The organism is Mycobacterium sp. 1164966.3 (genome assembly GCF_001665395.1).
Taxonomy (GTDB): domain Bacteria; phylum Actinomycetota; class Actinomycetes; order Mycobacteriales; family Mycobacteriaceae; genus Mycobacterium.
This window is the reverse complement of the sequence record NZ_LZSG01000042.1, coordinates 98471-121882: the sequence shown is the minus strand read 5'-3', so window position 1 is coordinate 121882 and position 23412 is coordinate 98471. Positions and strand designations below refer to the sequence as shown.

General features: G+C 65.7%; 25 protein-coding genes. 9 read left to right on the top strand and 16 right to left on the bottom strand.

Annotation, left to right across the window (positions count from 1 at the left end):
* Window positions 1-1293 (top strand): hypothetical protein (locus tag A9W99_RS26860; RefSeq protein ID WP_067379480.1); only part of this gene is annotated, 1293 nt, incomplete at its 5' end.
* An 88-nt stretch (window positions 1294-1381) separates the two neighbouring features.
* On the top strand, window positions 1382-2713 hold the full coding sequence (locus A9W99_RS15525; protein ID WP_067379477.1) for a UDP-glucose/GDP-mannose dehydrogenase family protein: 1332 nt from the start codon (window positions 1382-1384) through the stop codon (window positions 2711-2713).
* 9 nt (window positions 2714-2722) lie between these two features.
* Here A9W99_RS15525 and A9W99_RS15520 read toward each other — a convergent pair whose 3' ends face one another.
* A complete protein-coding gene (locus A9W99_RS15520; protein ID WP_067379474.1) occupies window positions 2723-3367 on the bottom strand; it encodes a TetR/AcrR family transcriptional regulator in 645 nt (214 codons plus the stop codon).
* 46 nt (window positions 3368-3413) lie between these two features.
* Window positions 3414-4073: a hypothetical protein gene (locus tag A9W99_RS15515; protein ID WP_067379471.1), complete on the bottom strand. Its 660-nt coding sequence runs from the start codon at window positions 4071-4073 to the stop codon at window positions 3414-3416.
* An 82-nt stretch (window positions 4074-4155) separates the two neighbouring features.
* Here A9W99_RS15515 and A9W99_RS15510 point away from each other — a divergent pair, with 82 nt between their 5' ends.
* A complete protein-coding gene (locus A9W99_RS15510; RefSeq protein WP_156623117.1) occupies window positions 4156-4650 on the top strand; it encodes a DUF6636 domain-containing protein in 495 nt (164 codons plus the stop codon).
* 19 nt (window positions 4651-4669) lie between these two features.
* Here the strand turns inward: A9W99_RS15510 and A9W99_RS15505 are convergent, their stop codons facing one another.
* On the bottom strand, window positions 4670-4978 hold the full coding sequence (locus A9W99_RS15505) for a hypothetical protein (RefSeq protein WP_067379465.1): 309 nt from the start codon (window positions 4976-4978) through the stop codon (window positions 4670-4672).
* A 162-nt stretch (window positions 4979-5140) separates the two neighbouring features.
* On the opposite strand from A9W99_RS15505, the gene A9W99_RS15500 reads away from it, so the two are divergent.
* From A9W99_RS15500 to rfbA, 3 genes are read left to right on the top strand one after another with little or no spacing between them, the layout of a single operon-like run.
* A complete protein-coding gene (locus A9W99_RS15500; protein ID WP_067379462.1) occupies window positions 5141-5896 on the top strand; it encodes a maleylpyruvate isomerase family mycothiol-dependent enzyme in 756 nt (251 codons plus the stop codon).
* 24 nt (window positions 5897-5920) lie between these two features.
* On the top strand, window positions 5921-6295 hold the full coding sequence (locus tag A9W99_RS15495; RefSeq protein WP_067379459.1) for a nuclear transport factor 2 family protein: 375 nt from the start codon (window positions 5921-5923) through the stop codon (window positions 6293-6295).
* A 15-nt stretch (window positions 6296-6310) separates the two neighbouring features.
* Window positions 6311-7177, top strand: a complete 867-nt coding sequence (gene rfbA / locus A9W99_RS15490) for a glucose-1-phosphate thymidylyltransferase RfbA (RefSeq protein WP_067379456.1) — start codon at window positions 6311-6313, stop codon at window positions 7175-7177.
* Between the two features lie 8 nt (window positions 7178-7185).
* On the opposite strand, the gene A9W99_RS15485 is transcribed toward rfbA, so the two are convergent.
* From A9W99_RS15485 to A9W99_RS15440, 10 genes are all read right to left on the bottom strand, one after another.
* Entirely contained in the window at window positions 7186-8202 is a 1017-nt protein-coding gene (locus A9W99_RS15485; protein WP_067379453.1) for a hypothetical protein, read from the bottom strand.
* 9 nt (window positions 8203-8211) lie between these two features.
* Entirely contained in the window at window positions 8212-9528 is a 1317-nt protein-coding gene (locus A9W99_RS15480; protein WP_067379450.1) for a peroxidase, read from the bottom strand.
* A 15-nt stretch (window positions 9529-9543) separates the two neighbouring features.
* Window positions 9544-10065, bottom strand: coding sequence for a hypothetical protein (locus A9W99_RS15475; RefSeq protein ID WP_067379532.1), 522 nt, complete (start codon window positions 10063-10065; stop codon window positions 9544-9546).
* Between the two features lie 43 nt (window positions 10066-10108).
* Window positions 10109-11398, bottom strand: a complete 1290-nt coding sequence (locus tag A9W99_RS15470; RefSeq protein ID WP_067379448.1) for a pyridoxal phosphate-dependent aminotransferase — start codon at window positions 11396-11398, stop codon at window positions 10109-10111.
* Window positions 11399-11438: 40 nt separating this feature from the next.
* Window positions 11439-14339 carry a (Fe-S)-binding protein gene (locus A9W99_RS15465; protein ID WP_067379529.1) on the bottom strand — a complete coding sequence of 967 codons (2901 nt, stop codon included), beginning with the start codon at window positions 14337-14339 and terminating at the stop codon, window positions 11439-11441.
* A gap of 166 nt (window positions 14340-14505) precedes the next feature.
* Window positions 14506-15768, bottom strand: a complete 1263-nt coding sequence (locus tag A9W99_RS15460; protein WP_067379444.1) for a hypothetical protein — start codon at window positions 15766-15768, stop codon at window positions 14506-14508.
* A gap of 2 nt (window positions 15769-15770) precedes the next feature.
* Window positions 15771-16424, bottom strand: a complete 654-nt coding sequence (locus A9W99_RS15455; RefSeq protein ID WP_253869894.1) for an Abi-alpha family protein — start codon at window positions 16422-16424, stop codon at window positions 15771-15773.
* Between the two features lie 66 nt (window positions 16425-16490).
* Window positions 16491-18188 (bottom strand): Hsp70 family protein, encoded by a 1698-nt coding sequence (locus A9W99_RS15450; protein ID WP_067379437.1) that lies wholly within the window; start codon window positions 18186-18188, stop codon window positions 16491-16493.
* An 85-nt stretch (window positions 18189-18273) separates the two neighbouring features.
* The gene (locus tag A9W99_RS15445; RefSeq protein WP_156623116.1) at window positions 18274-18699 is read right to left on the bottom strand and encodes an oligopeptide transporter substrate-binding protein; all 426 of its coding nucleotides are present in this window, start codon (window positions 18697-18699) and stop codon (window positions 18274-18276) included.
* Window positions 18700-18785: 86 nt separating this feature from the next.
* A complete protein-coding gene (locus A9W99_RS15440; protein WP_067379435.1) occupies window positions 18786-19400 on the bottom strand; it encodes a hypothetical protein in 615 nt (204 codons plus the stop codon).
* A gap of 227 nt (window positions 19401-19627) precedes the next feature.
* Here A9W99_RS15440 and A9W99_RS15435 point away from each other — a divergent pair, with 227 nt between their 5' ends.
* Both A9W99_RS15435 and A9W99_RS27555 read left to right on the top strand, forming a co-directional pair.
* Window positions 19628-20059 carry a TIGR03618 family F420-dependent PPOX class oxidoreductase gene (locus A9W99_RS15435; protein ID WP_082930016.1) on the top strand — a complete coding sequence of 144 codons (432 nt, stop codon included), beginning with the start codon at window positions 19628-19630 and terminating at the stop codon, window positions 20057-20059.
* Window positions 20060-20258: 199 nt separating this feature from the next.
* Window positions 20259-20384 carry a hypothetical protein gene (locus A9W99_RS27555; RefSeq protein ID WP_256389951.1) on the top strand — a complete coding sequence of 42 codons (126 nt, stop codon included), beginning with the start codon at window positions 20259-20261 and terminating at the stop codon, window positions 20382-20384.
* A 17-nt stretch (window positions 20385-20401) separates the two neighbouring features.
* Here the strand turns inward: A9W99_RS27555 and A9W99_RS15430 are convergent, their stop codons facing one another.
* Window positions 20402-20974, bottom strand: coding sequence for a hypothetical protein (locus A9W99_RS15430; RefSeq protein ID WP_067379432.1), 573 nt, complete (start codon window positions 20972-20974; stop codon window positions 20402-20404).
* 156 nt (window positions 20975-21130) lie between these two features.
* On the opposite strand from A9W99_RS15430, the gene A9W99_RS15425 reads away from it, so the two are divergent.
* Window positions 21131-22162, top strand: coding sequence for a DUF4185 domain-containing protein (locus A9W99_RS15425; protein ID WP_253869891.1), 1032 nt, complete (start codon window positions 21131-21133; stop codon window positions 22160-22162).
* Here A9W99_RS15425 and A9W99_RS15420 read toward each other — a convergent pair.
* Both A9W99_RS15420 and A9W99_RS15415 read right to left on the bottom strand, forming a co-directional pair.
* Complete coding sequence (locus tag A9W99_RS15420; RefSeq protein ID WP_067379429.1) at window positions 22159-22593, bottom strand: SRPBCC family protein; 435 nt, start codon at window positions 22591-22593, stop codon at window positions 22159-22161. The genes A9W99_RS15425 and A9W99_RS15420 overlap by 4 nt on opposite strands.
* A gap of 1 nt (window position 22594) precedes the next feature.
* Window positions 22595-23404 (bottom strand): 1-acyl-sn-glycerol-3-phosphate acyltransferase, encoded by an 810-nt coding sequence (locus A9W99_RS15415; protein ID WP_067379426.1) that lies wholly within the window; start codon window positions 23402-23404, stop codon window positions 22595-22597.
* Window positions 23405-23412: the final 8 nt, after the last annotated feature.

The window sequence follows — 23412 nt, the reverse complement described above, 5'->3', positions numbered from 1 at the left end:
CGCGAAGGCGCGGCCGAGGGCGGCTACCAGCTGGCGTCCACCGGAGTCACTTGGACCGACCCCACCGAAGCCGCAGTTCTGCGTGACACTTTGGCCGCTCACAAGATCGAGAACGTCATGTTGGTGTCGTCGTTTCTCGCCGCGGCGGCACTTGCTCACTCGGTGGGCAACGAAACCAACTACGGGCATACGGCGCTCTTGTACATCGAGCCCAGCAGTGCGACGTTGGCGGTCGTCGACACCGCCGACGGGTCGATCGCCGACATCCGGCGGCATGCGCTGCCCGAAGACGACGATGCAGCGGTGGCCGAGCTGGCCTCCATGGTGTCCAGCGCCGAGAATCTGAGCACCCGGCCCGACGGTGTGTTCGTCGTCGGCTCCGGCATCGACATCCCGCTGATCAAGCCGGCCCTGGAAGCTGCGACATCCCTCCCCTTGAGTGCACCCGAGGAGCCGGAGACGGCGCTGGCCCGCGGGGCGGCGCTGGCATCGGCGAGCGCGCCATTGTTCTCGTCGTCCACCGCGGCGGTGGCGTACGCGCAGGATCCCGGCACCGGCGCCGTAAATCCGTTTTTGCTGGATGCCGCCTACTTCGACGCCCCGGCCGCAGGCACTGTAAGCGCGGATGCGCTGGCCTACAGCGCTGTGCCCGACGAGCCGTTCACCGGCGAGCACGCTCCGCTCACCGGCGTCGTCGATCCCCCGGAACGCAAGAAGTTCGCGCTGATCGGGAGTGCGGCGGCGGCGATCTTTGTCGTGGGAGTCGCAGCGCTGGTCGTTTCGCTAGCGCTCAGCATCCGGCCGACGGCCGGGGTGCGGCCCGCGCCCGACCAGAACATCGTCGCCCCGCCGACACAGTCGGTACCGGCAGCTCCCGCCCCGGCGCCGCAATCGCCGGCCCCGGAGCCCAAGGCTCCAGCGCCTGCGCCCGTACCACAGGCTCCGGTGCCGGCGCCGCAAGCTCCAGCACCTGCGCCTGTCCCGGTACCCCAAGCTCCTGCCCCGGCACCCGTTCCGGTCCCGGTGCCGGTACCTGAACTGCCGCCGATCTTCAATCCTCCGGGACCGGGCGGCGGCGGGTTCCCCGGCAATGGCCACGGCGGCGGCGAAGGCCGTGGTGGCGGCGACGGCCCCCGTGGTGGCGGCGGCGGGATCCCCGGGCTGGGCGGCGGAGGCTTCCCCGGCGGCGGCGGTGGCGGAGGTCACGGCGGCGGCGGCGGTGGCGGCGGCCATGGTGGTGGACACGGCGGCGGCCGCGGGTTCTTCGGGGTTCCCGGGATCCCTGGCCTCTAATCTCCGGTGACCAGCTGTCACTCGGCGTTCGCCTGGCGCTCAGCGGCACGACGCAGTTAGCTCACTGCGGCCACCTAGACACGGTGGTATGCGATGCACCGTCTTCGGCACCGGCTACCTGGGCGCGACCCACGCCGTCGGCATGGCCGAACTGGGACATGAGGTCGTCGGCGTCGACATCGATCCCGGCAAGGTCGCCAAGCTGGGCGCAGGCGACATTCCGTTCTACGAGCCCGGCCTGCGCAAGCTGCTCAGCAAGAATTTGGCGGCGGGTCGACTACGGTTCACCACCGACTACGACCTGGCCGCCGACTTCGCCGACGTACATTTCCTCGGCGTCGGCACGCCACAGAAGAAGGGCCAATACGGCGCGGACTTGCATCATGTCCACGCCGTGATCGACGCGCTGGTGCCCCGACTGGGCAGGCCGGCGGTTCTGGTCGGCAAGTCGACAGTTCCGGTGGGCACCGCAGCCGAGCTGGGCAAGCGCGCTGATGCGTTGGCGCCCGCGGGAGTTGACGTCGAAATCGCATGGAATCCAGAATTCCTGCGCGAAGGTTTCGCCGTGCGCGACACCTTGCTGCCGGATCGCATTGTGCTTGGCATACAAGCCAATTCGGTGCGCGCCGAGGGGGCCGTTCGGGAGCTGTACGGGCCACTGCTCGATGCCGGTGTGCCGTTCCTGGTGACCGATTTGCAGACTGCCGAGCTGGTCAAGGTCTCCGCCAATGCCTTTCTGGCAACCAAGATTTCGTTCATCAACGCGGTCTCCGAAGTGTGTGAAGCCGCCGGGGCCGACGTCAGCATGCTCGCTGACGCGCTGGGGTACGACCCACGGATCGGACGCCAATGTCTCAACGCGGGTTTGGGTTTCGGTGGCGGTTGCCTGCCAAAGGACATCCGCGCGTTCATGGCGCGTGCCGGCGAGTTGGGAGCCAACCAGGCGCTGACATTCCTGCGTGAGGTCGACAGCATCAACATGCGCCGGCGCACCCGGATGGTCGAACTGGCCACCACCGCGTGCGGCGGCGCGCTGCTGGGCGCAAACATCGCCGTGCTGGGCGCGGCATTCAAACCCGAGTCCGACGACGTTCGCGACTCACCCGCGCTCAACGTGGCTGGTCAGCTCCAACTCAACGGTGCCACGGTCAACGTCTATGACCCGAAAGCTTTGGAAAACGCCTGCCGGCTGTTTCCCACCCTGAACTACGCGGTGTCGGTCGGGGAGGCGTGTGAGGACGCGGATGCGGTGCTGGTGCTAACCGAATGGCAGGAATTCGTCGACCTGGAACCCGACGACCTGGCCGAGCAGGTGCGGGCGCGGGTGATCGTGGACGGTCGCAATTGCCTGGATGTGCAGCGTTGGCAGCGGGCCGGCTGGCGGGTGTTCCGCCTCGGTGCGCGGCCGCCTATGCAGTGACACGGGCGTTCACCTCAATCGGCTCGACAGCCTGCCGACAGCGTCAAGCCGTCGTTCGGAGGTCTCGGCGATCAGCACGGGCGTGACCCAGCGGCGTAAATAGGCGCGGAGCACTTCGCCGGTGCGCGGCGGCCGCCCGGGGTCGATCATGAAGGACTGCAGAATTCTCAACAAGTACTCGACGAGGTCGTCGAGGTCGCTGGCCAGCAGGCCGAGTTGCGCCCAGTCGACGTCCAGCCCGGCCAGCAGCGCGTGCCCGAATTTGAAGCCCATCTCCGAGGTGACCCCGGTCGACGCCTTGGTGAAGTCGTGCACCAGCATCAGCTGGACGTGTTTGTCGCCGGGCAGCCATTCCAGGCTGTACGCCAAACACTCCACCAGCGCATCGACCGGATCGCTGATATGCGCCAGGTGTTCGGTCAGCCGTTGCACAAACCGCATCGCCGACCGGGTGGCCGCGGCCTCGAGCAGACTGCTGGTTCCAGGAAAGTAGTTGTAGACCGTCTGCCGGGATACGCCCAGCGTCCGTGCCACATCGGCTATCCGGATGTCGGCGCCGCGTTCGTCGATGGCGTCGCTCGCGGCATCGAGGATGCGTTCGATCGCCTCGTCATCGCTCGCGGGCGTGGCGCCGCCCCAACCGTGGGTGCGCATGGATGAGACGTTACGGCGTTACCGGACTTTCGTGCATCGGGCGGGCTCACTCGGAGCGGTCACGCTTCTTGCCGAACCAGCGCCGCTTGCCGTGCTGCGGCTCCTGCTCCGGCTGCGGATTTTGGGGCGCCCAGTGAGGATCGTCGGGCATGGGTGGCAGCGGCGGCGGAGCCGGGCTCACCCGCTGAGGGTCGCCGTGCATGGGGACCGGCTGTGGCGGCGGAACCGGCTGTTGCGGCTGGGCCGGCCGGCGCGGCGGCGCCGGCTGTGCCTGCTGAACTGGTTGTGGCTGCTGAACCGGTCGCTGCGGCGGGGGACCACTTTGCACCGGAGCCGGGGGACGGTCGCTCTGCAAGCGGTCCTGGCGCCGCAATGGCCGGGACTCTTCGCCGGCGATGCCCAGATCCTGCAGAGAGATTTTGGAGGTCTGCGCGGCTGTCGGTGGGGCAGACGGGGCCGGCTCGACATCGCGCGGTTGGGACTGAGTGCGCTGGCGCCAATAGGCGACCGCGTCGAACGGGAAGGGCACACGCGGTGGTTGCCATTCGATACGCGGCAGTTCACCGGGCTCGCGGTCGCCCGCGCCGATCCGGGAAGCCACCTCGGCATCGATTACCGACCGCGCCGCGGCCATCGCCCGGTCGGCTGTCTCGTAGCGACCCACCTCCCCACCTCGGAACGTGACGACAAACTGCGGAGCGGCCATGGACCCATCATCCGCGGGGCGGGACGAGATGACTAGCTGAAAGTTGCGTGTCGGCGATGTGGGCCAGCGCATGATTGTCGACGTGGGGATTAGCGCAGACCAATTGATCGAGTCGGCTATTGGCGTGGCCGTCGGCGTTGCGGCATCGGCTGTCGTTGTTGCGAGTGCGACGACCGCCCGGGCCGACGACACCTACCAGCAGTTCGCGTCCCCGTCGGGAAGTATCCGGTGCATCCTCAACGGCCAAGACGCCAAGCTGCCCATCGCTTTGTGTCAGATCGGGGATCACACCTACGCGGTCGAACCCGGGGCGGCGAGGGATCAGAACGGCGCAGCGTGCCCGCCCGGATCGGACTTGGGTCGCGATTTTCGGCTCGACCAGGGGCAGGCGGCCTACGTCACGTGTACCTACTCGGCGATCGGTTCCGGGTTCGGCAGCTGGCCTCCGCTCGCCTATGGCCAGACGCGATCGCTCGGCACCATCACGTGTGACAGCGAGCCTGCGGGGATGACGTGCACCGACTCCAGCACCGGGCACTTCTTTCGGGTGTCGCGGGAGTCGTACCAGTTGGGGTGATTCTCGTCATTGCGATCGGTCAGCAGAAGCCGCTGTGGCTCCCGCTGTCGAAACCGCAGCCCCCGCCGTGGTGGCCGCCGCTGAAGCCGATGCCGCCGTCGGCGTAACCGCCGAAACCGGCCCCGTAGTAGGTCGACCCGTCAGCTGACCAGCTGCCGGCGAACATTTTTGCCTCTGCCACGTGCAGCACCATAATGACGCCGACGAAACCGAATACCGGGCCGAACAGTATCCACGGCAAGACGTTCAGTTTCTTCCGGACCGCTATCGCGATGCTGAGAAGGCCGAATCCGAGCCAGACAAGCCCGAAGATGGTCAATGGTGACATGTTCCAAACTTTCGTTGTCGGCAGCCACGGTAGCGGCCGGGTGCATGGGAAGAGGATCGACGGCAGCACTGGTCAGTTGCTCAAGAAATTCTTGGCGCGGTGCCAGCCGCGGTGTGTTGACGGACTTTCAATCGTTGACAATCCCGCGGGTAACCTGACCGCGTGGACTTCGCGTCGGCCTATCTCGAGCAGACTCGCGCCTTCGGCGACCTGATCCGCGACGCCGATCCCTCGACGCCGGTGCCGACATGCCCGGGCTGGACCCTCGATCAATTGTTCCGTCACGTCGGACGCGGAGACCGCTGGGCGGCGCAGATCGTCCGCGAAAGGCGTGACGAATTCCTCGATTTCCGCAGCGTCGAAGGCGGCAAACCACCGCCGGAGCGCGCCGACGCGATCTCCTGGCTGCACGGCGGCGCGCAGCGGCTGGTCGACGCCGTAGAGCAAGTGGGCGTGGAAACGCCCGTGTGGACCTTCCTCGGGTCGCGCCCGGCGAACTGGTGGATCCGGCGCCGCCTGCACGAGGCCGCCGTACACCGAGCCGACGCCGCGATCGCGGTCGGCAGCGACTTCACGCTGGACGCCGACGTTGCTGCTGACGGGATCACCGAATGGCTTGAGCGCGTGGCGGTTCAGGCCGGAAGTGACGGGGCGTCGTTGCCGCTCGAGGACGGCGAGACGATTCACCTGCACGCCACCGACCCCGGCTTGACCGAGCCGGGTGAATGGACGATCGGTGTCTCCGACGGCGCGATCACCTGGTCGCACGAACACGGCAAAGCCACCGTTGCGCTGCGCGGCGGCGCCACCGAGCTGCTGTTGGCTCTGCTGCGCCGAATCTCGATCGCCGACACGGGCATCGAGATGTTCGGCGACGACGCCGTCTGGCAAAAGTGGCTGGACCGCACGCCTCTGTAGACGTCGCACGGTAATTTGCACACCATGACCACATCGGAGATCGCCACCGTGCTGGCGTGGCACGACGCGCTCAACTCCGCCGACCTCGACACCTTGGTGGCACTGTCCAGTGACGACATCGACATCGGCGATGCGCACGGAGCCGTGCAAGGACATCAGGCGCTGCGCAAGTGGGCCGCCTCGCTCGATACAACGGCGGAGCTGGGCCGGATGTTCGTGCACGACGGCGTCGTCGTCGTCGAGCAGAAGATCACCAGCCGCGACGACCCCGGTGCCGTCAGGACCGCGGCGTCGGCTTTCCGGGTGGTGCATGACCACGTCACCGCGGTGTTCCGTCACGAGGACTTGTCGGCGGCGCTGGCGGCCACCGAGCTCACCGAAGCCGACGCGGTGGATTGAGGCGTCAGGAATCAAATGCGCGGAATCATCTTGGCCGGCGGCTCGGGCACCCGGCTTTACCCGATCACGATGGGAATCAGCAAGCAATTGCTGCCCGTCTACGACAAGCCGATGGTCTACTACCCGTTGTCCACGCTGATGATGGCCGGCATCCGCGACATTCTGGTGATCACCACCGTCCATGACGCGCCCGGCTTTCAACGGCTTTTGAGCGACGGCGCGCAATTCGGAGTGAACATCAGCTATGCGACGCAGGATCACCCCGAAGGCCTGGCGCAGGCTTTTGTCCTCGGCGCCAACCATATTGGCACCGACTCGGTGGCGTTGGTGTTGGGCGACAACATTTTCTACGGCCCCGGCCTGGGGACCAGTCTGGCCCGCTTTCAATCCGTTTGTGGCGGAGCAATTTTCGCCTACTGGGTGGCGGACCCGTCCGCCTATGGCGTCGTCGAATTCAGCTCCGACGGCACAGCGCTCTCGCTGGAGGAAAAACCCGCCACCCCGAAATCCAACTACGCAGTGCCGGGCCTGTACTTCTATGACAACGACGTGATCGAGATTGCCCGCGGTTTGAGCAAATCGGCGCGCGGCGAGTACGAGATCACCGAGGTCAACCAGAGCTACCTCAACCAGGGACGACTGACCGTCGAGGTGCTTGCCCGGGGGACGGCATGGCTGGACACCGGCACCTTCGACTCACTGCTTGATGCCAGCGACTACGTCCGCACTTTGGAACGACGGCAGGGCTTGAAGGTCAGCGTCCCCGAGGAGGTGGCGTGGCGCAACGGCTGGATCGACGACGGACAGCTGGCGCGACGTGCGAACAGCTTGGTCAAGTCCGGCTACGGTCGCTACCTGTTGCAATTACTGGAACGCAACTGATTTCGTCGCTACCTCATCGACGCTAGGTTGCGCCAGAAATTCTTGAGGCTGTCGGTGCCGCCGAACAGCGTGGTGAAGTGGGTGGAATCGACGAGGAGGATGTCACCGGCTCGGCTGCCCGTCGGCGGCATCCAGATCAGCGCGTTGAACTCCGTGTCGCCGGCGGCGGTGAACGGATGGGGGCGGCTTGGCTCTATGCGTTGCCGCCCAAGCACGCGAAGGGCATCGCTTTCCGGTGCCGTGAGTTCGTAGTGAGGTAGGTGTGGGTGGAAGTTGAAGGTGGTGACGTTCGCGAGTAAGCCGAGGTCGTCGAGGTCGCGCGACATAGTCAAGGCCGCAATGTCTTTGGTGGCCTCGTCGACTGCGGGACGCAGTCCCCATTTGTTTTCGACGGGCACCTCGAGGGCGCGCATCAACGAGCGGGTGTACCGGCCGAATCGCTGCTGGCGCGGCACCAGCGGGTCACCGTGGTGCTGGTATTCCACTTGCCGCTGGGCAAGGTCGTCGGTGCAGCCGACGTCGTGGTGTGGAGCGAGTAGCAGGCAGGTGCCCTCCCGTTGCAGCCATCGCCGGATGGCGCTGATTTCGTCGGGAGCGGCTTCCTGTTCAGAGAGCAGATGGTCGAGCCCGAACACCATGAGAGTGTCGGTGTCAGCCAGGATCCGCTCGTCGATCGGAAGCCGGTAGCCGGCCTGGTCGATGCGCTGGAAGACCGCGACCGGGTGGCCGGTCACTTCGCCGGCCAGGCCCTGGAACGCCAGCGCCGAACGGTGGAACAGCTCCAGCGTTCCGGCGATGCCCTGCAGGAAATGCGCTTCGTCGTACTCGGGTGTTTCGTACTGTGGCCACAACGCGTTGCGAACTTCGGTCAGAGTGGAGAAGCGGTTGTACAGCTCCGTCTGATCTCGCTGGGCCTCCCAGGGATAGCTCCACGTCCAGTAGATGCTGATGCGCCGCCGACCCGGAGTGTGCTTGCGCGCAACATGGTTTTGGTTGTAGGTGCGGGCCGGCGGCAATGCGCTCATGGCACTTCCTTAGCTGAGTGTGGCGAGGTAGCGGAGCGCGTTCAGCCCAGGCAAGAAGAAGTAGGCACCGCCCTTGAGCGTGGTGAAGGCGGGCAGCCCCTTGAGAACCTTTCGGATGGGCCGGCTAGGGATCTTGTACTCGAGTGTGCCGTCTTGGTTGCCGCAGATAGGGTCGCGCTCGTTGCCGAGTTCGTGGAAGTTGCGGTCGTTGATCCACACGTTCTGAGCGAACTCGAACTGGCGCACCAGGCTGGCGCAGATGATGAACGCGGCAATGCCACGGTCCACGCCGTCGTCTGGTGCGCCCCCCGGCAAGGCCGGACCGTAGGTGGCGCCGCGACGGATCATCCTGCGCCGGTTCATGTTCACCGCGGTATCGCGAGGGTTGAGACGCCGGATGTGCGAACCCAACGGCACCGCGTAGCCATGCGGGTCCATCTGCTGGTAGTTGAAGTCGTTGTTGCGCATGGCATCTGCGCCAAGTTCCGGATCGTCCTGCTTGGGGCTGAGCACAAGTGGGGCCCCGCTGCGCCAGCGCCCCATAATCTTGGCAGCCAGCAGCTCCTCTTCGTCGGGCGTATCGGCGTGCTGGCGCAGATACTCGCGGAACACGCCGACATGCTCCTGCAGCCGCCGGTAGGCGAGGAAACTGCCATTGCGTGAAAGCACGTCCGGCTGCGGCAAATTGGCGGTCGACCCGTCCTCGTCGGGATAGCCGAGGATGAATTCGCCAGCTTTGAGTGGCTCGCCCGATCCGGGTGTGGGTTGTTCGCCGGAGCCCTCGATGACCGGTTGGGACATTCGGTCGCGGTAGCCGAAATGGTCGTGCGCGTAGTTGAACGGAGGTGTGGCGTTCAGGTCCAGAAATGACAGGGTGCGCACGCCGGTGCACCGGGCCACCAGCTTGTCGTGTTCGTTGGTGCACCGGCGGTGCTCGGCCTCGGTACGGGCGAACAGGATTGCGATCGCGTGGAGATCCTCGCCGGCAAGGCCGCCTACCCAGTTGTCGGGATGGCCGGCGCCGGTGTCGCCCAGTATGTCGGCCCTGGCGGCCATTCCCTCCCGGAATTCCTGAGGGAAGCTCGCCAGCGAGTCGCCAGGCACACCAAGCGCTTTCAGTCCGTTCCAGGTGAATGCCAGCGTGATCCAGCGTTCGGAGCTGTCCATCGTGGACCGTGCGTCCGCGGCTGAGGAAACCCGATCCAGCAGCTCCGTCAACCAGGCGCGTCCACCGGCGGGATCGTCGAAGGACAAGAATTCGTAGCGTCCGGTCATCGCCGGCGTGCGGGTCAGCAGGATGTGCTGGATGTCGTCGAGTTCAAGCATCGGTACCCGCTTGAGTCATTGCATCTGGTCGAGCATGTCCGAGAACGCGGACTTGAGCCGTAACGCTTTCTTGATCTCGTCAGCCGTGACATAGGGGTACTCGCCGTACTCAAGAAAGCTTGGAAATTGGTGTTCGCGTACGAATTTCGCGAACGCGGCAGGGTTCTCCTTCCAGTCCTCGGGGAAGCCCTCCAGGTTGGTGAACACAGTCGTGATGCCGGTCTGGCTGAACAAGGCCACCGCATCCTCGGTGTACTTGTCGAAGTCGGTGTCGAAAATGCCTTGATACTGGAAATGCAGGCCTGAGCCGACGTCGAACAGCACCCAGCGCAGATAGTGCAGCCGCAGCGGCGCGAGCACCTCCGGGCTTGCCGCGATCGCCTCTTCTATCTGCTTGCCGTAAGCGCGGATGGCCTCTTCGCGGCCTTCCTTGACCTTGGCGATGATCGAAAACCCGTAGCAGGCAGGCGTTCTCGGGAAAACCGGTCCGTACCTGCCGCGCTCGAGCTCAAAGTAGCCGTCCTTGGGGATGGCCATCGCAGCGGGTTTGCTCCAGTCTGTCGCCGCCACGGCGCTCTCCCTACTGTCGGTAGCTGGCCAGGAAGTTGCCCAGCCGTTCGATGGCGGCCGCGAGGTCGCGAGCCCACGGCAGCGTCACGATGCGCAGGTGATCGGGTTCCGGCCAATTGAATCCGGTGCCCTGAGTGACCAGGATCTTCTCCGACAGCAGCAGGTCGAGTACCAGCTGCTCGTCGTCGGCGATGTCGTACACCTCGGGGTCCAGCCGAGGAAACGCATACAGCGCACCCTCGGGTTTGACGCACGACACTCCAGGAATCTCGTTGAGCTTGCTCCAGGCCACGTCGCGTTGTTCGAGCAGCCGGCCACCGGGAAGCACCAGATCCTCGATGCTCTGGTGGCCACCGAGCGCTACCTGAATGGCATGCTGCGCAGGGACATTCGGGCACAAGCGCATGTTGGCCAACAGGTTGATGCCTTCGATGAAGCTGCTGGCGTGGTCCTGCGGACCGGTGATCGCCAGCCAGCCGGCCCGGTAGCCGGCGACCCGATAGGCCTTGGACAGGCCGTTGAAGGTCAGGCACAACATGTCTGGGGCCACGGTGGCCACGCTGATGTGCTTGGCGTCGTCGTAGAGGATCTTGTCGTAGATCTCGTCGGCCAGCAGTAGCAGTTGATGCTTGCGTGCCAAATCGACCATCTGGCAAAGGATTTCGCTGCTGTATACGGCGCCGGTGGGGTTGTTCGGGTTGATGACGACCAGCGCCGTGGTGCGCTCGGTGATCTTCGATTCCAGGTCGGCGATATCGGGCTGCCAGCCCTGGGTCTCGTCGCACAGGTAATGCACGGGCGTGCCGCCCGCGAGTGAGGTCGACGCCGTCCACAGCGGGTAGTCCGGCGAGGGAATCAACACCTGGTCGCCGTTGTCGAGCAGCGCTTGCAGCGTCATCGTGATCAGTTCGGAGACCCCGTTGCCCAGGTAGACATCGTCGACGTCGAACCGGGGGAAGCCGTCGACGAGTTCGTAACGGGTGACCACCGCACGCCGCGCCGGCAGGATGCCCTGGGAATCCGAATACCCCTGCGCGTAGGGCAGTGCCTGGATCATGTCGCGCATGATCACATCGGGTGCCTCGAAGCCGAACGGTGCCGGATTGCCGATGTTGAGCTTGAGGATGCGGTGCCCCTCAGCCTCCAGCCGTGCGGCGTGCGCGTGCACCGGTCCGCGGATTTCGTAGAGAACATCCTGCAGCTTGGACGACTGCGCGAAGGCTCGCTGCCGATGATGCCCGGGGGTATGCAAGGGCAGCTGGTGAGTACTCACGTCACCTATGGTGCCATTGCTGTCCACTGATATTTGCTGACCTTAAAGAAACACAGCTAAGTCGTGATCAGCGTTTACCTGGCGGACGGGCTCCGCGGGCGATGCCCAGCCCCTTTACCGGCGCGGCCGGAGGTGTCGACTCACCGTCTGTTTCCGACGACGGCTCGGGCTCCGGCTTTGCTTCCGGCTTCGCTTCAGCCTCCGGCTCGGCGGCCTTGGCCGGCGCCTCAGCCGTTGGGGTCGCTTGCGGTTTGGGCGCGGCTTTCTTCGCGCCCGGCCGCTTGGCGCCGGCGGCGATGCCCAGACCCTTGACCGGCGCAGCGGGTTTGGCCGATTCAGCTGGCGCCTCGGTCGCCTCAGGCTCGGCCGGCTTTTCCGCCGCCGGTGCTGCGGCGGGCTTGGCGCCGGCTTTCTTGGTACCGGGCCGCTTGGCGCCCGCGGCCAGGCCCAGCCCCTTAGCCGGTGCAGCCGGTGCCGCTGGAGCGGCGGCTTCGGGCGCTTTGGTCTCTTCGGCGGTCTCAGCGGCCGGTTTCTCGGCTGCCGGAGCCGCGGCCTTCTTGGCGCCGGGCTTCTTGGCGCCGGGCTTCTTGGCCCCGCCGGCCAGGCCCAGTCCCTTGACCGGCGCGGCCGCGGCTGGCTTTGCGGCGGGTGCTTCGGGTGCTTTGGCCTCTTCGGCGGCCTCAGCCGGTGCGGCCGGCGCGGCGGCCTTCGGCTCGGCCTTCTCGGTCTTCTCGGCGGTCGCGGCCCGCGCCGAGGCCTCCTTGGCGGCCGTGCCCTTTTCCGGCAGCTTCACCTGGTCGCGGTCCAGCGACCCGAGCAGCACCTGGGCCACGTCGAGCACCTCGACGCCGCTGCGGCCCGCCTCTTCGGCGCGGTCGTTCACACCGTCGGTGACCATCACCCGGCAGAACGGGCAGCCGGTGGCGATCGTGGCAGCGCCGGTGGCCAGCGCCTCGTCCACGCGTTCGTGGTTGATCCGCTTGCCGATGTGCTCTTCCATCCACATCCGGGCGCCGCCGGCCCCGCAGCAGAAGCTGCGTTCGGCGTGGCGCGGCATTTCGGTCAGGTTCGCCCCGGCCGCTCCGATCAGCTCGCGCGGCGCCTCGTAGACCTTGTTGTGCCGGCCCAGGTAGCACGGGTCGTGGTAGGTGATGTCCTGGGAGACCGGGGTAACCGGGACCAGCCGCTTGTCCCGGATCAGCCGGTTGAGCAGCTGCGTGTGGTGCAGCACAGTGAAGTTGGCGCCCAGTTGGCGGTATTCCTTGCCGATGGTGTTGAAGCAGTGCGGGCAGGTGACGACGATCTTGCGGTCGACGGTTTCCACGCCCTCGAACACCCCGTCCAGGGTCTCGACCGCCTGCTGAGCGAGTTGCTGGAACAGGAATTCGTTGCCGGACCGACGCGCCGAGTCGCCGTTGCAGGTTTCCCCGGCGCCCAGCACCAGGTATTTGACGCCGGCGATGGAAAGCAGTTCCGCGACAGCTTTGGTGGTCTTCTTGGCCTTGTCGTCGTAGGCGCCCGCGCAACCCACCCAGAACAGGTACTCGTAGCCGTCGAAGCTGTCCACGTCTTCGCCGTAGACCGGGACGTCGAAGTCGACCTCGTCGATCCAGTTGGTCCGGTCGGAGGCGTTCTGGCCCCACGGGTTGGCTTTGTTCTCCAGGTTCTTGAACAGCACCGACAGCTCGGAGGGAAATTCGGACTCCATCATCACCTGATAGCGCCGCATATCGACGATGTGGTCGACGTGCTCGATGTCGACGGGACACTGCTCCACGCACGCCCCGCAGGTGACGCATGACCACAACACGTCGGGGTCGATCACGCCGCCCTGCTCGACGGTGCCGACCAACGGGCGGCTGGCCTGCTCCGGCCCGGAGCCGAGTACGCGGCCGAAGCCCGACTCGGGGACGTGGTGCTCCTCGGCGTGCTTTTCGCCGCGCAGGTCGTCACCGAGTCCGCCTTCGGGAGTGCTTTCGAGGGGAGTTTCCTTCTCGCCGAGGATGTAGGGCGCCTTGGCCATCCAGTGGTCGCGCAGGTCCATGATGACGAGCTTGGGCGACAGCGGCTTGCCGGTATTCCACGCCGGGCATTGCGATTGGCAGCGGCCACATTCGGTGCAGGTGGCGAAGTCGAGCATGCCTTTCCAGGTGAAGTCCTCGATCTTGCCGCGCCCGAATTCGGCGTCGTCGGGCGGGTTTTCGAAGTCGATCGGCTTGCCGTCCGCCTCGACCGGAAGCAGCGGGCCCAGCCCGTCGGGCAGGCGCTTGAAGACGACGTTGATCGGCGCCAGGAAGATGTGCAGGTGCTTGGAGTGCAACACGATCAGCAGGAAGGCCAGCATGACGCCGATGTGCAGCATCAGCGCTACGGTCTCGATGATCTCGTTGGTGTGCTGACCCAGACCGGCCATCAGGTGACCCATCGTGTGGCTGAAGAATGCGCCTTTGCCGTAAGGGAATTCGTCCTTCAGGGCGTTCACCGACGCCCCGCGGAAGATGGCGTAGGTCCAGATGACGTTGAAGATCATGAACAGGATCAGCCACGCGCCGCCGGTGTGTGAACCGTAGAACCGGGACTGCCGGCCGTATTCCTCTGGCTCGCTGCGCATCCGGATGATCGCGAAGGTGACGATGCCGGTCAGCACGGCCAGCGCGAAGAAGTCCTGCAGGAAGCCCAGCGCGTCCCAGCGGCCGATGATCGGGATATGGAAGTTCGGCTGGAACACCACGCCGTATGCCTCGATGTAGACCGTCAGCAGGATGAAGAAGCCCCACATGGTGAAGAAGTGCGCCAGGCCCGGCAGCGACCACTTCAACAGCTTGCGCTGGCCGAACACCTCGGAGACCTCGGCCCAGACCCGGCTGCCGAGATCGTCGGTGCGCCCCGGTGCCGGCTGGCCCGCCGTGACGAGCTTGTACAACCACCAGACGCGCTTCAGCGCCAACAGGCCCACCAGCGCGGTCATGCCCAGGCCCAGGATCAATCTGATGAGCGTCTGATCCACGGAGATCTCCCCAAATGCTTTAGTTACACGCCTGTACTAGCTGGCTGCTTAACCTGCCAATAGTGACATCTGTGGGGTTTTCCACGCGAGAAAGGCTGCCCTAAGTTGCCGACCGCGGCGGCAGCCGTCAGCGGCCCAACAGCTCGATCAGTTGCACTTGAATCTCGCCCACGACGCCACCGAGGACGGCCCCGACCGCGATCATCAGCGGCTCGTCGTCTTTGAACACCGGACGCAGGATCGATTCGTACTGCTCGTGCGTGAGCTCGCTCATCTTCTCGACAATCGTCTTCTCCAGATCGATCACCGTGGTCGCGTAGTGCTGCGCTTCGAGCAGTGTCGACGGCAGGCGCTCGAGAACCAGGTTCACCACCCTGTCCTTGAGTTCGCGATAGCGCTGGGTGCCGACGGTCAGCGTGATCAGCGGCCGCGCGGGACCGGTCTGCGCGTCGATCGCCTCGTCGACTTCCTTGGCAACCAGGGCAAACAGCTTGTCGGCGCCCGGACCCTTGATCACGCCGTCGAACAGGATCTCGGGCGCGAACAGGTCGTCGGCCAAGATCTTGGCGTAGTCGCGGGTGATCTTGTCGCGCTGAGCGTGGAGCAGACCCTGGAAGGGGAACAGGCCGAGGATCTTCCGCTGATGTATCGGCCGGAACAGCATGTTCAACGCGATGTAGTCGCTGATGAAGCCGACCGTGAAGCCGAATGCCGGCATGATCCACGGGTTCTTGAACAGCGCCCACGCGACCATCTGGACCAGGCCGATGCCCAGGCCGAAGTAGATTCCGCTGCGCCGGACGAACGCCATCGCGTCGTCGGTCACGCCGCGCATCAGCTTGACGAGTTTCTCCTTGTTGCGCACCAAGGTGGTGACGGCAAGGAACTGCAGGTCGACGTAGCGGGTCAGATCGGCCTTCATCTCCGTGAGCAGGTTTTCGATCAACCGCGGAGCTTGCGCCTGAATCCGGGCCTGGATGGCCTTGCGGGCGGCCTCGGGCAACGAATCCCACAAGCCGGGCCGGATCTCCTCGGCGAGGTCGCGCGAGATCTCGTCGACCGACTGCACCAGCGGATCGCGCAAGGCGTCCACGGCTTCGCCGGCATCGATCCGGTCCAGCAGCTCCTCGGGTTTGAGCAGGTTCGACGTCAGCAAGTCGATGGTCTTGGATCCGACCTTTCCGGCGCGCCTGGGCACGATGCCCTGCCAGCCGAAGGGCCCGATGCCCTTGAACTCGAGCGGGCGATAGACCATCTCCAGCGCCACGATCTTCGTGCTCCACCCGACGAATGCCGCCACCAGCGGCATTGACAGGTAGATAAGCCAGTTGGCGCCGACGTCGTGCTTGATCTCGTTCCAGGTCTGCAACGCGACCACAGCACTCGTCATGGTCAGTCCTCTTGCATCGTCGCAGCCCACAGCGACTGGCCCAGCGGAGACAACGTCAACGTCAGCTTCTCTACCTTGGCGGGCAGCGGCCCGCGGGAGGCGCTCTCGATGGACCGCAAAACGGTGGGTTCGGCACTCAGGATCTCGTACTCGTCCTTCAGGTCCGGGTCCTCCGGGCCGATCTCCACCAAGCCGAGCGACAGCAGGTGGCTGATGTACGTGGGGACCATTTCCGGCAGGGCGACGTTGGCCGTGCGGCCGATGAGAGCGGCGTTCTCCAGCACAGCCCGCCCGGGTGTGCGGCGGCGCGTCCAGTCGTAGACGTTCATCGCCGGCGATGCCGATCCGTCGGACAGGGCCCCGATGATTCGCGCCTCGTCGGCGACCAGCTGGTCGAGGATGTGGTGGAAGAGCTCGACCTGACTGCCCTTGGTGCTCTGGTCCAGCGCACGGTCGAGCAACCCGCGCATTTTGTCGCCGAGCGACTGCGACCGTGGGGCCTCTTGGGCGACGGGCAGCGGGGGCGGCGAATCGTCTGGCGGGTCCTTCAGCAGGTTCAGAAGCTGTTGCTGGGTCCTGATATTGGTGCGAAGCCAGAACTGCGCCAAGCCCGACGCGAGTCCCATCCATGCACGTGGATCCAGAGAAATTCCCACGGATGCACGGTAAGCGCGCTGGTCCGGCCTCAGTTCTCCGGGTCCGGTGATGTGGCGACTGCCGCCTCAGCCCGCGGGCCCGAACGGACGACGGGTCGGCGGCGTGGGGGGTGCCGTCGTCGTTCGTTGCGTGCTGCTGGACGGGGCCTGAGAGGACGTGGTCGTCGCCTGAGAGGACGTCGTGCGCTGAGTGGTCGTGGTGGTGGGCGGTTGCGTTGTGGTGGTCGCCGCGGTGGTCGTGGGCGGGGGCTGGGCGGTCGTGGTCGCCGGTGGCTGACTGCTTGCAGGCGGCGGCTGGATAACCGTCGTGGTGGGGCTGTTGTTCGGCCCGGTGATGGTCACGGTTTGCGGCGTTTGTGATGGCGCCGGTTCTTTGGGCGTGGTCTTGCCGTGACCGACGGTGAGGGCCAGCACGACCGCCAGGAGCACGGCCGCAAGAGCAGCGGCCACGCTGACGACCAGCGCAGTGCGCTTGTACCACGGCAGCGGTCCGGGTTCGGCGGTGTGCCGGTCCTCGGGTCCGGTGGCCTGTGCGGTTGGCTCCACGCCGTAGCCGCCGGAGTGTTCTGGACCGGTGTAGGGGATCGGCTCTTCGCCGGTGGCCGAGTCCTGTGACCAGGCCAGGGCGTAGGTGGGCTTGTCGGTGTCGGCGTCCTGGTTGCGCAATGCTGTCGTTTCCGGCGTGCCGACCAGCTCGGTCGGAAGTTCCACGGCGGCGCCTGCTGCGGTTGCCGCGCCCGCCGACAAATGCTGCGAGCCGAGTGCCGCCGCTCCGATGGCGGCGCTGAACATGGGTTCGAGGGTGGTGAGAACTGGGACCCGCAGGCGTTCCGAGAGGCGGGCAGTGATCAGCGGAATGCTGGCGCCGCCGCCGAGGACTGCCACAGCCGCCAGACCGGCGTGCGGAATTCCATTGCGCTGCAATACCTCCGCGAGAGTGGCCAGGAATTGGTCCAGGGGGGCGGAGATCAGGTGCTCGAGTTCTGTGCGGGACAGCCGGAAATCCGCGCCCTGGCCCGTCGCGATGGTGGCCGTCGTGCCGCTCGACAGTTGTTCCTTGGCGCGCCGGCATTCGCCGAGCAGGGTGGGCGGTGCCGGGCGGCCGGCGGCCGCGACATTGGTACTGGTGGCGGCGTCCTGGCCGCCGGACCGCACGTAGTTGGCGATCAGCTGATCGATCGACTCGCCGGAAAAGTTGCTGTATCGAACGGAGGGGCCGATCTGCTGAAAATTCGAACTGGCATTGATCAAGGTGACGCTGGTGCCGCCGGCGCCGAAGTCGCACAGTGCGACAACGCCGTCCCTCGGAAATCCCGGTTTGGTCCGCAGCGCCGCGAGGCCGGCCGCGGCGTCGGAGATCAAAACCGGAGTGACGCCCTCGGCGGCCAGTCCGGGTTGGGCGAAGAACTCAGTGCGCACTGCCGCGGACTGGGCCTCGGACCAATACGCAGGGACCGCGATGGTGATCGGCGATCCATAGCCGACCGTGCGCGCCAGCGCTTCGAGCGCTTCCACCATCAGGGCGTCGCCCAGGTACTTCGTGCCGTCGGCCGCCACCAATGGGTTCCGGTCGCCGACCCGCTCAACGAAGCCGCGCATCACCAGGCCGGGCTTGGTCAGGTTCGGGTTCTCTTCCGGCAGGCCGACTTCGGTTGGCTGATCGTCGTACAGGGTCAGCACCGAACTACGCGTCACCGGAGTGCCACCCGCGCGGACCGCGACCAGGTTGGCCACCCCGATCGACAACCCGAGTGGCTCGCTCATATCGCATACTCCCGTGCTTGTCTCAGTGCCGGCATTCGGCTCACGGTCCTCACCATAGTGTTTAGTCGGTCCGGTACCGGCCCTGTCAAAAGTGCGGTAGGTGCGGCAGGTGGTGCGGCTGCGAGGAGCCGGTGGTGGGGGTGTCGGTTTCCACGCCGGTGGGGATGGTGGTTATCGCCGGCGGCGGTGTGGTGGTGGTCGCCGTCGTCGTTGGGGTCGTTGTGGTGGTCGTCGGCGACGAGGTGGTGTGGGCGGTCGTCGTCGCGGTCGTGGGCCTCGACGTAGTAGGCGCCGGCGTCGACCCCGGGCCATGCATGAGCTCGAGGACGCCGAAGATGATCAGCCCGATCAGCACCGCGATGAGTAGGCCGATTCCGAGCAACCCTACGGGTTTGCGCCAGGCGGGGACGGGTTCCGGCTCGAACTCTGCGCCGCTGTTGCCGGCATAGCCGAGGTTGCCGTGGGCCGCGGGGTCGTTGGCGCCGTAGTCCGACGGGTCGTTCCTTGCCACGGCCGCTGAGCGTATCGCCTGGGAATGTGGCGATGTGATTGCGCACCGGTCGATCGTCAAAACGCGACCTCGCCGCGACCGGGTTGTTAGGGGGCAGGCGGCAGCGTAATCGGGGTCGGCACCCCCGGAATCGTTATCACCGACGGCAGCGGCGGCAGGTGTTTGTGTGGTTGCTTCGACGGCGCCGGCGAAGGTTGCTGTGACGGCTGCTGCGGCGGTTGCTGGGTGGGCCGGCGCGGGGGCGGCGGGGCTCCCGACGGTGGCGGCGGTGCCGCAGGCGGGGTGGTCGTCGACTCCGGTGGCGTGGTGGACTCCGAGGGCGTCGTGGTGGTTGGGGTGGCCGTGGTCGACTCGGTGGTGGTCGTCGTGCTCGTCGTCGAGGTGCTGGGGGTGCCTTCGCCCCCTTCCGTCAGCTGGGTGATGCCGTACACGATCAGCGCAATCAGGACCAGGACAAGCAGAACCCACAGCGCCAGCCCCAGCGGCCTGCGGTACCACGGTGAGGGTTGGGCGTCCGGGTCGGCCGGTTCTGGCGCCTGGTACCCCTCGTACGGAACTTGCGGTTGTGGCGGTTGGTACGCCTCCTGGGTGGGCGGCGGAACGTTCGGCGGCGGCGGTTGCTGGCCGGGTTGAAATTGGTCCCACGGCACCCGTTGGGTCGACTGCCGGTTGAAGTCATCGGGTGGGCCATAGTTTGCCACGGCACCGATGGTACTGACCTCACCTGTTGGCCGCCGTAAGCTTCATCGACCTTGGTAGGTCAGCCGGGGATGCTTGCACTGCCGACCCCTCTGCGCGCCGCTGGTCCGGCACCGGCGAAACCGAGTCGGTAGGCCCGCCTCGGTTGGTTTGTCGCGGGCTGTCGGTCTACGCACAGCTTGTTCGTCGTATGGATAAGACATCCGAAATGACGACTCAGGAGAACGCAATGAACATCGTGAGACTCAACGACGTCGCACGCCAACTGATCGGTTCCGACCCCGCAACGCTGGTCACGATCAATCGCGACGGCAGCCCGCAAGTCAGCCTGGTCTGGGTGACGGTGCAGAGCACCGCTGATGGCGGTGATGAGTTGGTCACCGCTCATCTGCAGGAGCATCAGAAGATCCGCAACATCCGGCGTGATCCCCGAGTGGCGGTGACCATCGTGTCCACCAACCGCAGCGGGCCACAGACACCCTATCTGTCGATCAGGGGCAGGGCGCGTGTCGAGGAGGGCGGTGCTCCCGCACTGCTCGACGAGATCGCCACGACTATCTTCGGCCCCGGCACGGGATTCCCCCCGCCCGACGCACCTCCCGGATACCTGACTCACATCACGATCGACAAGGTCGGTGGCGTGGGCCCATGGGCGGCCTGAACGGCAACCCACCGCCTGGTATGCCGAACATCGAAGACGGCCAAACCGTCACAACCGGCCCATTCACCTGTAAGTCGGCACCCAGTGGCGTTACCTGTACCGTTCCCTCAGGCAAAGGCTTCACCATATCCGCTGCAGGAATCACACCCGTCGACTTCTCTGTCTCGATTTTGGTATCGAGCTACTAGGCCGTCGCGGGATGCGCGAGGTCTGGCGGGACAACGACACCGAGATCCGGTCGCTTGATGACGGTCTTGGCAGCGTCGCGGACAGCCTGGATGGGGCGATCAAATCAGCTGCGGAAGTCAGTCCGATGATGCGCTGAGCTCGCTTTTCAGGCGCTCAGAACGTGTCGACCTTTTGGATGCTGACGAACATGCCGTGGCGGGTGTTGTTGTTCGTGAAACGGGTGCCCTCAGCGGTGGCGTCGATTGTCCAGCCCTGGGCGTCGTAGGTCTTGTAGTCGATGGTGACGGCCGGGATGGCCCCGAGGTTGCCCAGGACCCACTGCACGGAGCCGTTGGCGTTGATGTTGACCCCGTTGGCGTGCTCGCCGTCCTGCAACGGCGAGTTGGTGAACGCGGCTTCACACCCGACGCTGTTGGCGTTGATCTGGCAGCGCGTCAGACCGGATTTGGTCTCGATGAAGACGTAGCCATTCTGGTCGGGCTTCAGTGGGATGGTGCCGCCCGGTGGGTTGGGGCTCGTCGGCGCCGGAGGCGGGAGCGGGGCCGCGGTCGGCATCGCTGTGGCGGTCTCCCGCGGCGTGGGGAACGACGGCTCGGTTGGCCCCGTGCCCGGCACCGCGACTGGCTTGCCCTCGATGAGGGTGCTGCAGCCGGCAACAAGAGCGCTACCCGTCAACAGCAGCGACCCTAAAGCGGCGCCGCACCGTGCTTTTCGCGATAAGAGCACGCGCTACTCCTGGGAAATCAGAGATATTGGAGTCAGATTACGGCCGAGGTAAGGCGAGTTACAGCTGCGACGCGCCTTTGAAACCGCCCCGATGGCAAAGCGTTACCGCGACCAGCGATTCCGGCTGCACCAGCGAATAACGGCGATAATGACCCGGTGGAGCATGACCCCGCCCGACCGGCGCTGCGGCGCGGCGAGGTTCGCAACCTCGGGCCGATCGCCGGGACCGGTGCGCGCAAAGGGATCCCGGGCATCGGCGCCGCAGACCTGGGCGAGATCGTTCAGCTACCCAGCGGGTCGTATGTAGCAGTATTCGGCGACGCGTTCGGCGGTAGCAAAGTAGGCACCCACCCGCACTATCCCTCGGTGGCGGTGCCGGTGACATTCGACGACGCAGGCTGCCCCCATTTCGATGCGCCCCTGACCGGACCCAGCGGAAGCTCGAATCCGTTGTTCGTCCCGCCACGCCGCGCACGCGGCATGAACACGTTGCCGGCGGGCAGCTTTCAGGTCGACGGCAAGACCTACATGCTGGTGGTCGGCACCAATCAGCTGCGGCCCGAGGGAGGTTCGTGGCTGGTGGAGGTCACGGATGATCCGTCGAAGGGTTGGAAACCGGTCGCACGTTCGTGGCGTCCCGCGCGCTATGCAAAGGGCGGGCAGTCCCAGATCAGCGGGTACCAAAGCCGGGACGGCAAGGTGTATATCGTCGCCGACTCTTTCGACCGCACCCGCCGAGTAACCCTCTATCAGGCCGACCCTCACACGTGCAGCGACCGCTCCGCGTGGCGGCCCTTCGTCCGACTGCGCGACGGCAGCACCGGCTGGGGCACGCCTCGACAGCAAGCCGTCCCGATCAGTGACACCAACTTCGGCGAACTCAGCTTCCGCGAAGTCGACGGCGCCGCAGTGCTTTCTGGATTCAACGTCAGAAACGGCCCCGATGGCGCGGTGGAGATCTGGGTATCCGAAAGCCCCACCGAAATATTCAGCACCGGCGTTATGACGGTGGTCATGCAGCAGAGTGACCCGGACGCGGCCAACTTCGTGCCACAGAATTACGGCGGCTACATCCTTCCGGGTTCCACTCTGGAATTACTCAATGTCTTTGGCAGCCAATGGAATACGTTAGTCGGGGCGCCGTACAACACGCAACACATGATCGCCAACGTGAAGCCTCGGCGCTAGTCGCCGAATTCGAGGTGGTGCCGGACTTCTTCGGCGATGGCTTCCAGATTGCGGGCGACCAGGCCACGCCCGATCATCTCGCTGATCCACGCAATACCGTATCCGGTGACCGAAAACGCCAAAGCCATTGTGAGGCGGCTGCCTTCACCGTCGGGCTCGACGAGTGCGTCGAACGAGTGCCGCGTTCCCCGTACCGACTGCCAGTGCAGCCGATTGCCGTCGGGCGGTGCGATGAGTACCCGTCCGCCCAAATGCACTGTGCCGCTGTCCAGGTAGACATCCCACAGTTCGCCGTCGTCACGTGACTCTACAAACCGGCACCGGCTGAGCGTGGACGTCTTGGAAAGCAGTTTGTGCGGGTCGGTGACGAAGCCTCTGATTTCGTCGATAGGACGGCGGACGTGGCGGGAAACGGTCACCTTCTGGGTCATGTCATCGGACCATTGGGACGACGGTTCTGCTGGCCAGCTTGGAAAGTCCGACCTGCATCACGCTGGTGACATAGTCGTACGCGTGATCCCAATCCGGTTTCTGGCCGAACCTGTCGCGCAGATCGATCGGGTCGAGCACCTGCATGCGGATCTTGGCCGGCAGCGGGAGATGCGGCAGCGGTAGCGGCGACAGCCCCCAGGGGATGCTGAGCGTCATCGGCATGCTCTTCACCCGGGCAAGTTTGTCCAGTCGCAGCAGCTTGGCGGTGCGACGGCCGTCGTTGAGGATGACCAACGTGTCGTGACCGCCGGTGGCGACCACGGGCACGATCTTGACGTTGCATCGATGGGCCAGGCGCAAAAAGCCTTTGCGGCCGGAGAAGACGATCTTGTTCTTGTCGCGCCACGGCCGCAGCGCCTCCACGTCGCCGCCGGGATAGACGAGCGCGGAAGCGCCGGTTTCGAAGATGCGCTCGGCGAAGGAGTTGGCGGCGGGAACCACGCCGAGTTTGCGTGTCCATCCGCCGACAACCGGTGCGGCCGTGACGGTGTCGTGCGCCAGTCCGTACAGCGGGCGGCCTTCGACGGTGAAGAAGGTGTTGTAGGCGAGCAGGAAGATGAACGTGTCCGGTGTCGAGCCGCCGCCGCTGTGATTACCGACGAACAGCACGGGCTCGTCGGGAACGTTCTCGAACCCGTTCACCTCGGCCCGGAACCATATCGTCGAGGCCAACCACAATGGAGGCAGGACGGCCCGGATGAACTCGGGATCGCGGTGGCGAAGTTCCTCGGGTATTGATGCGCCGCTCATCTGAGGAG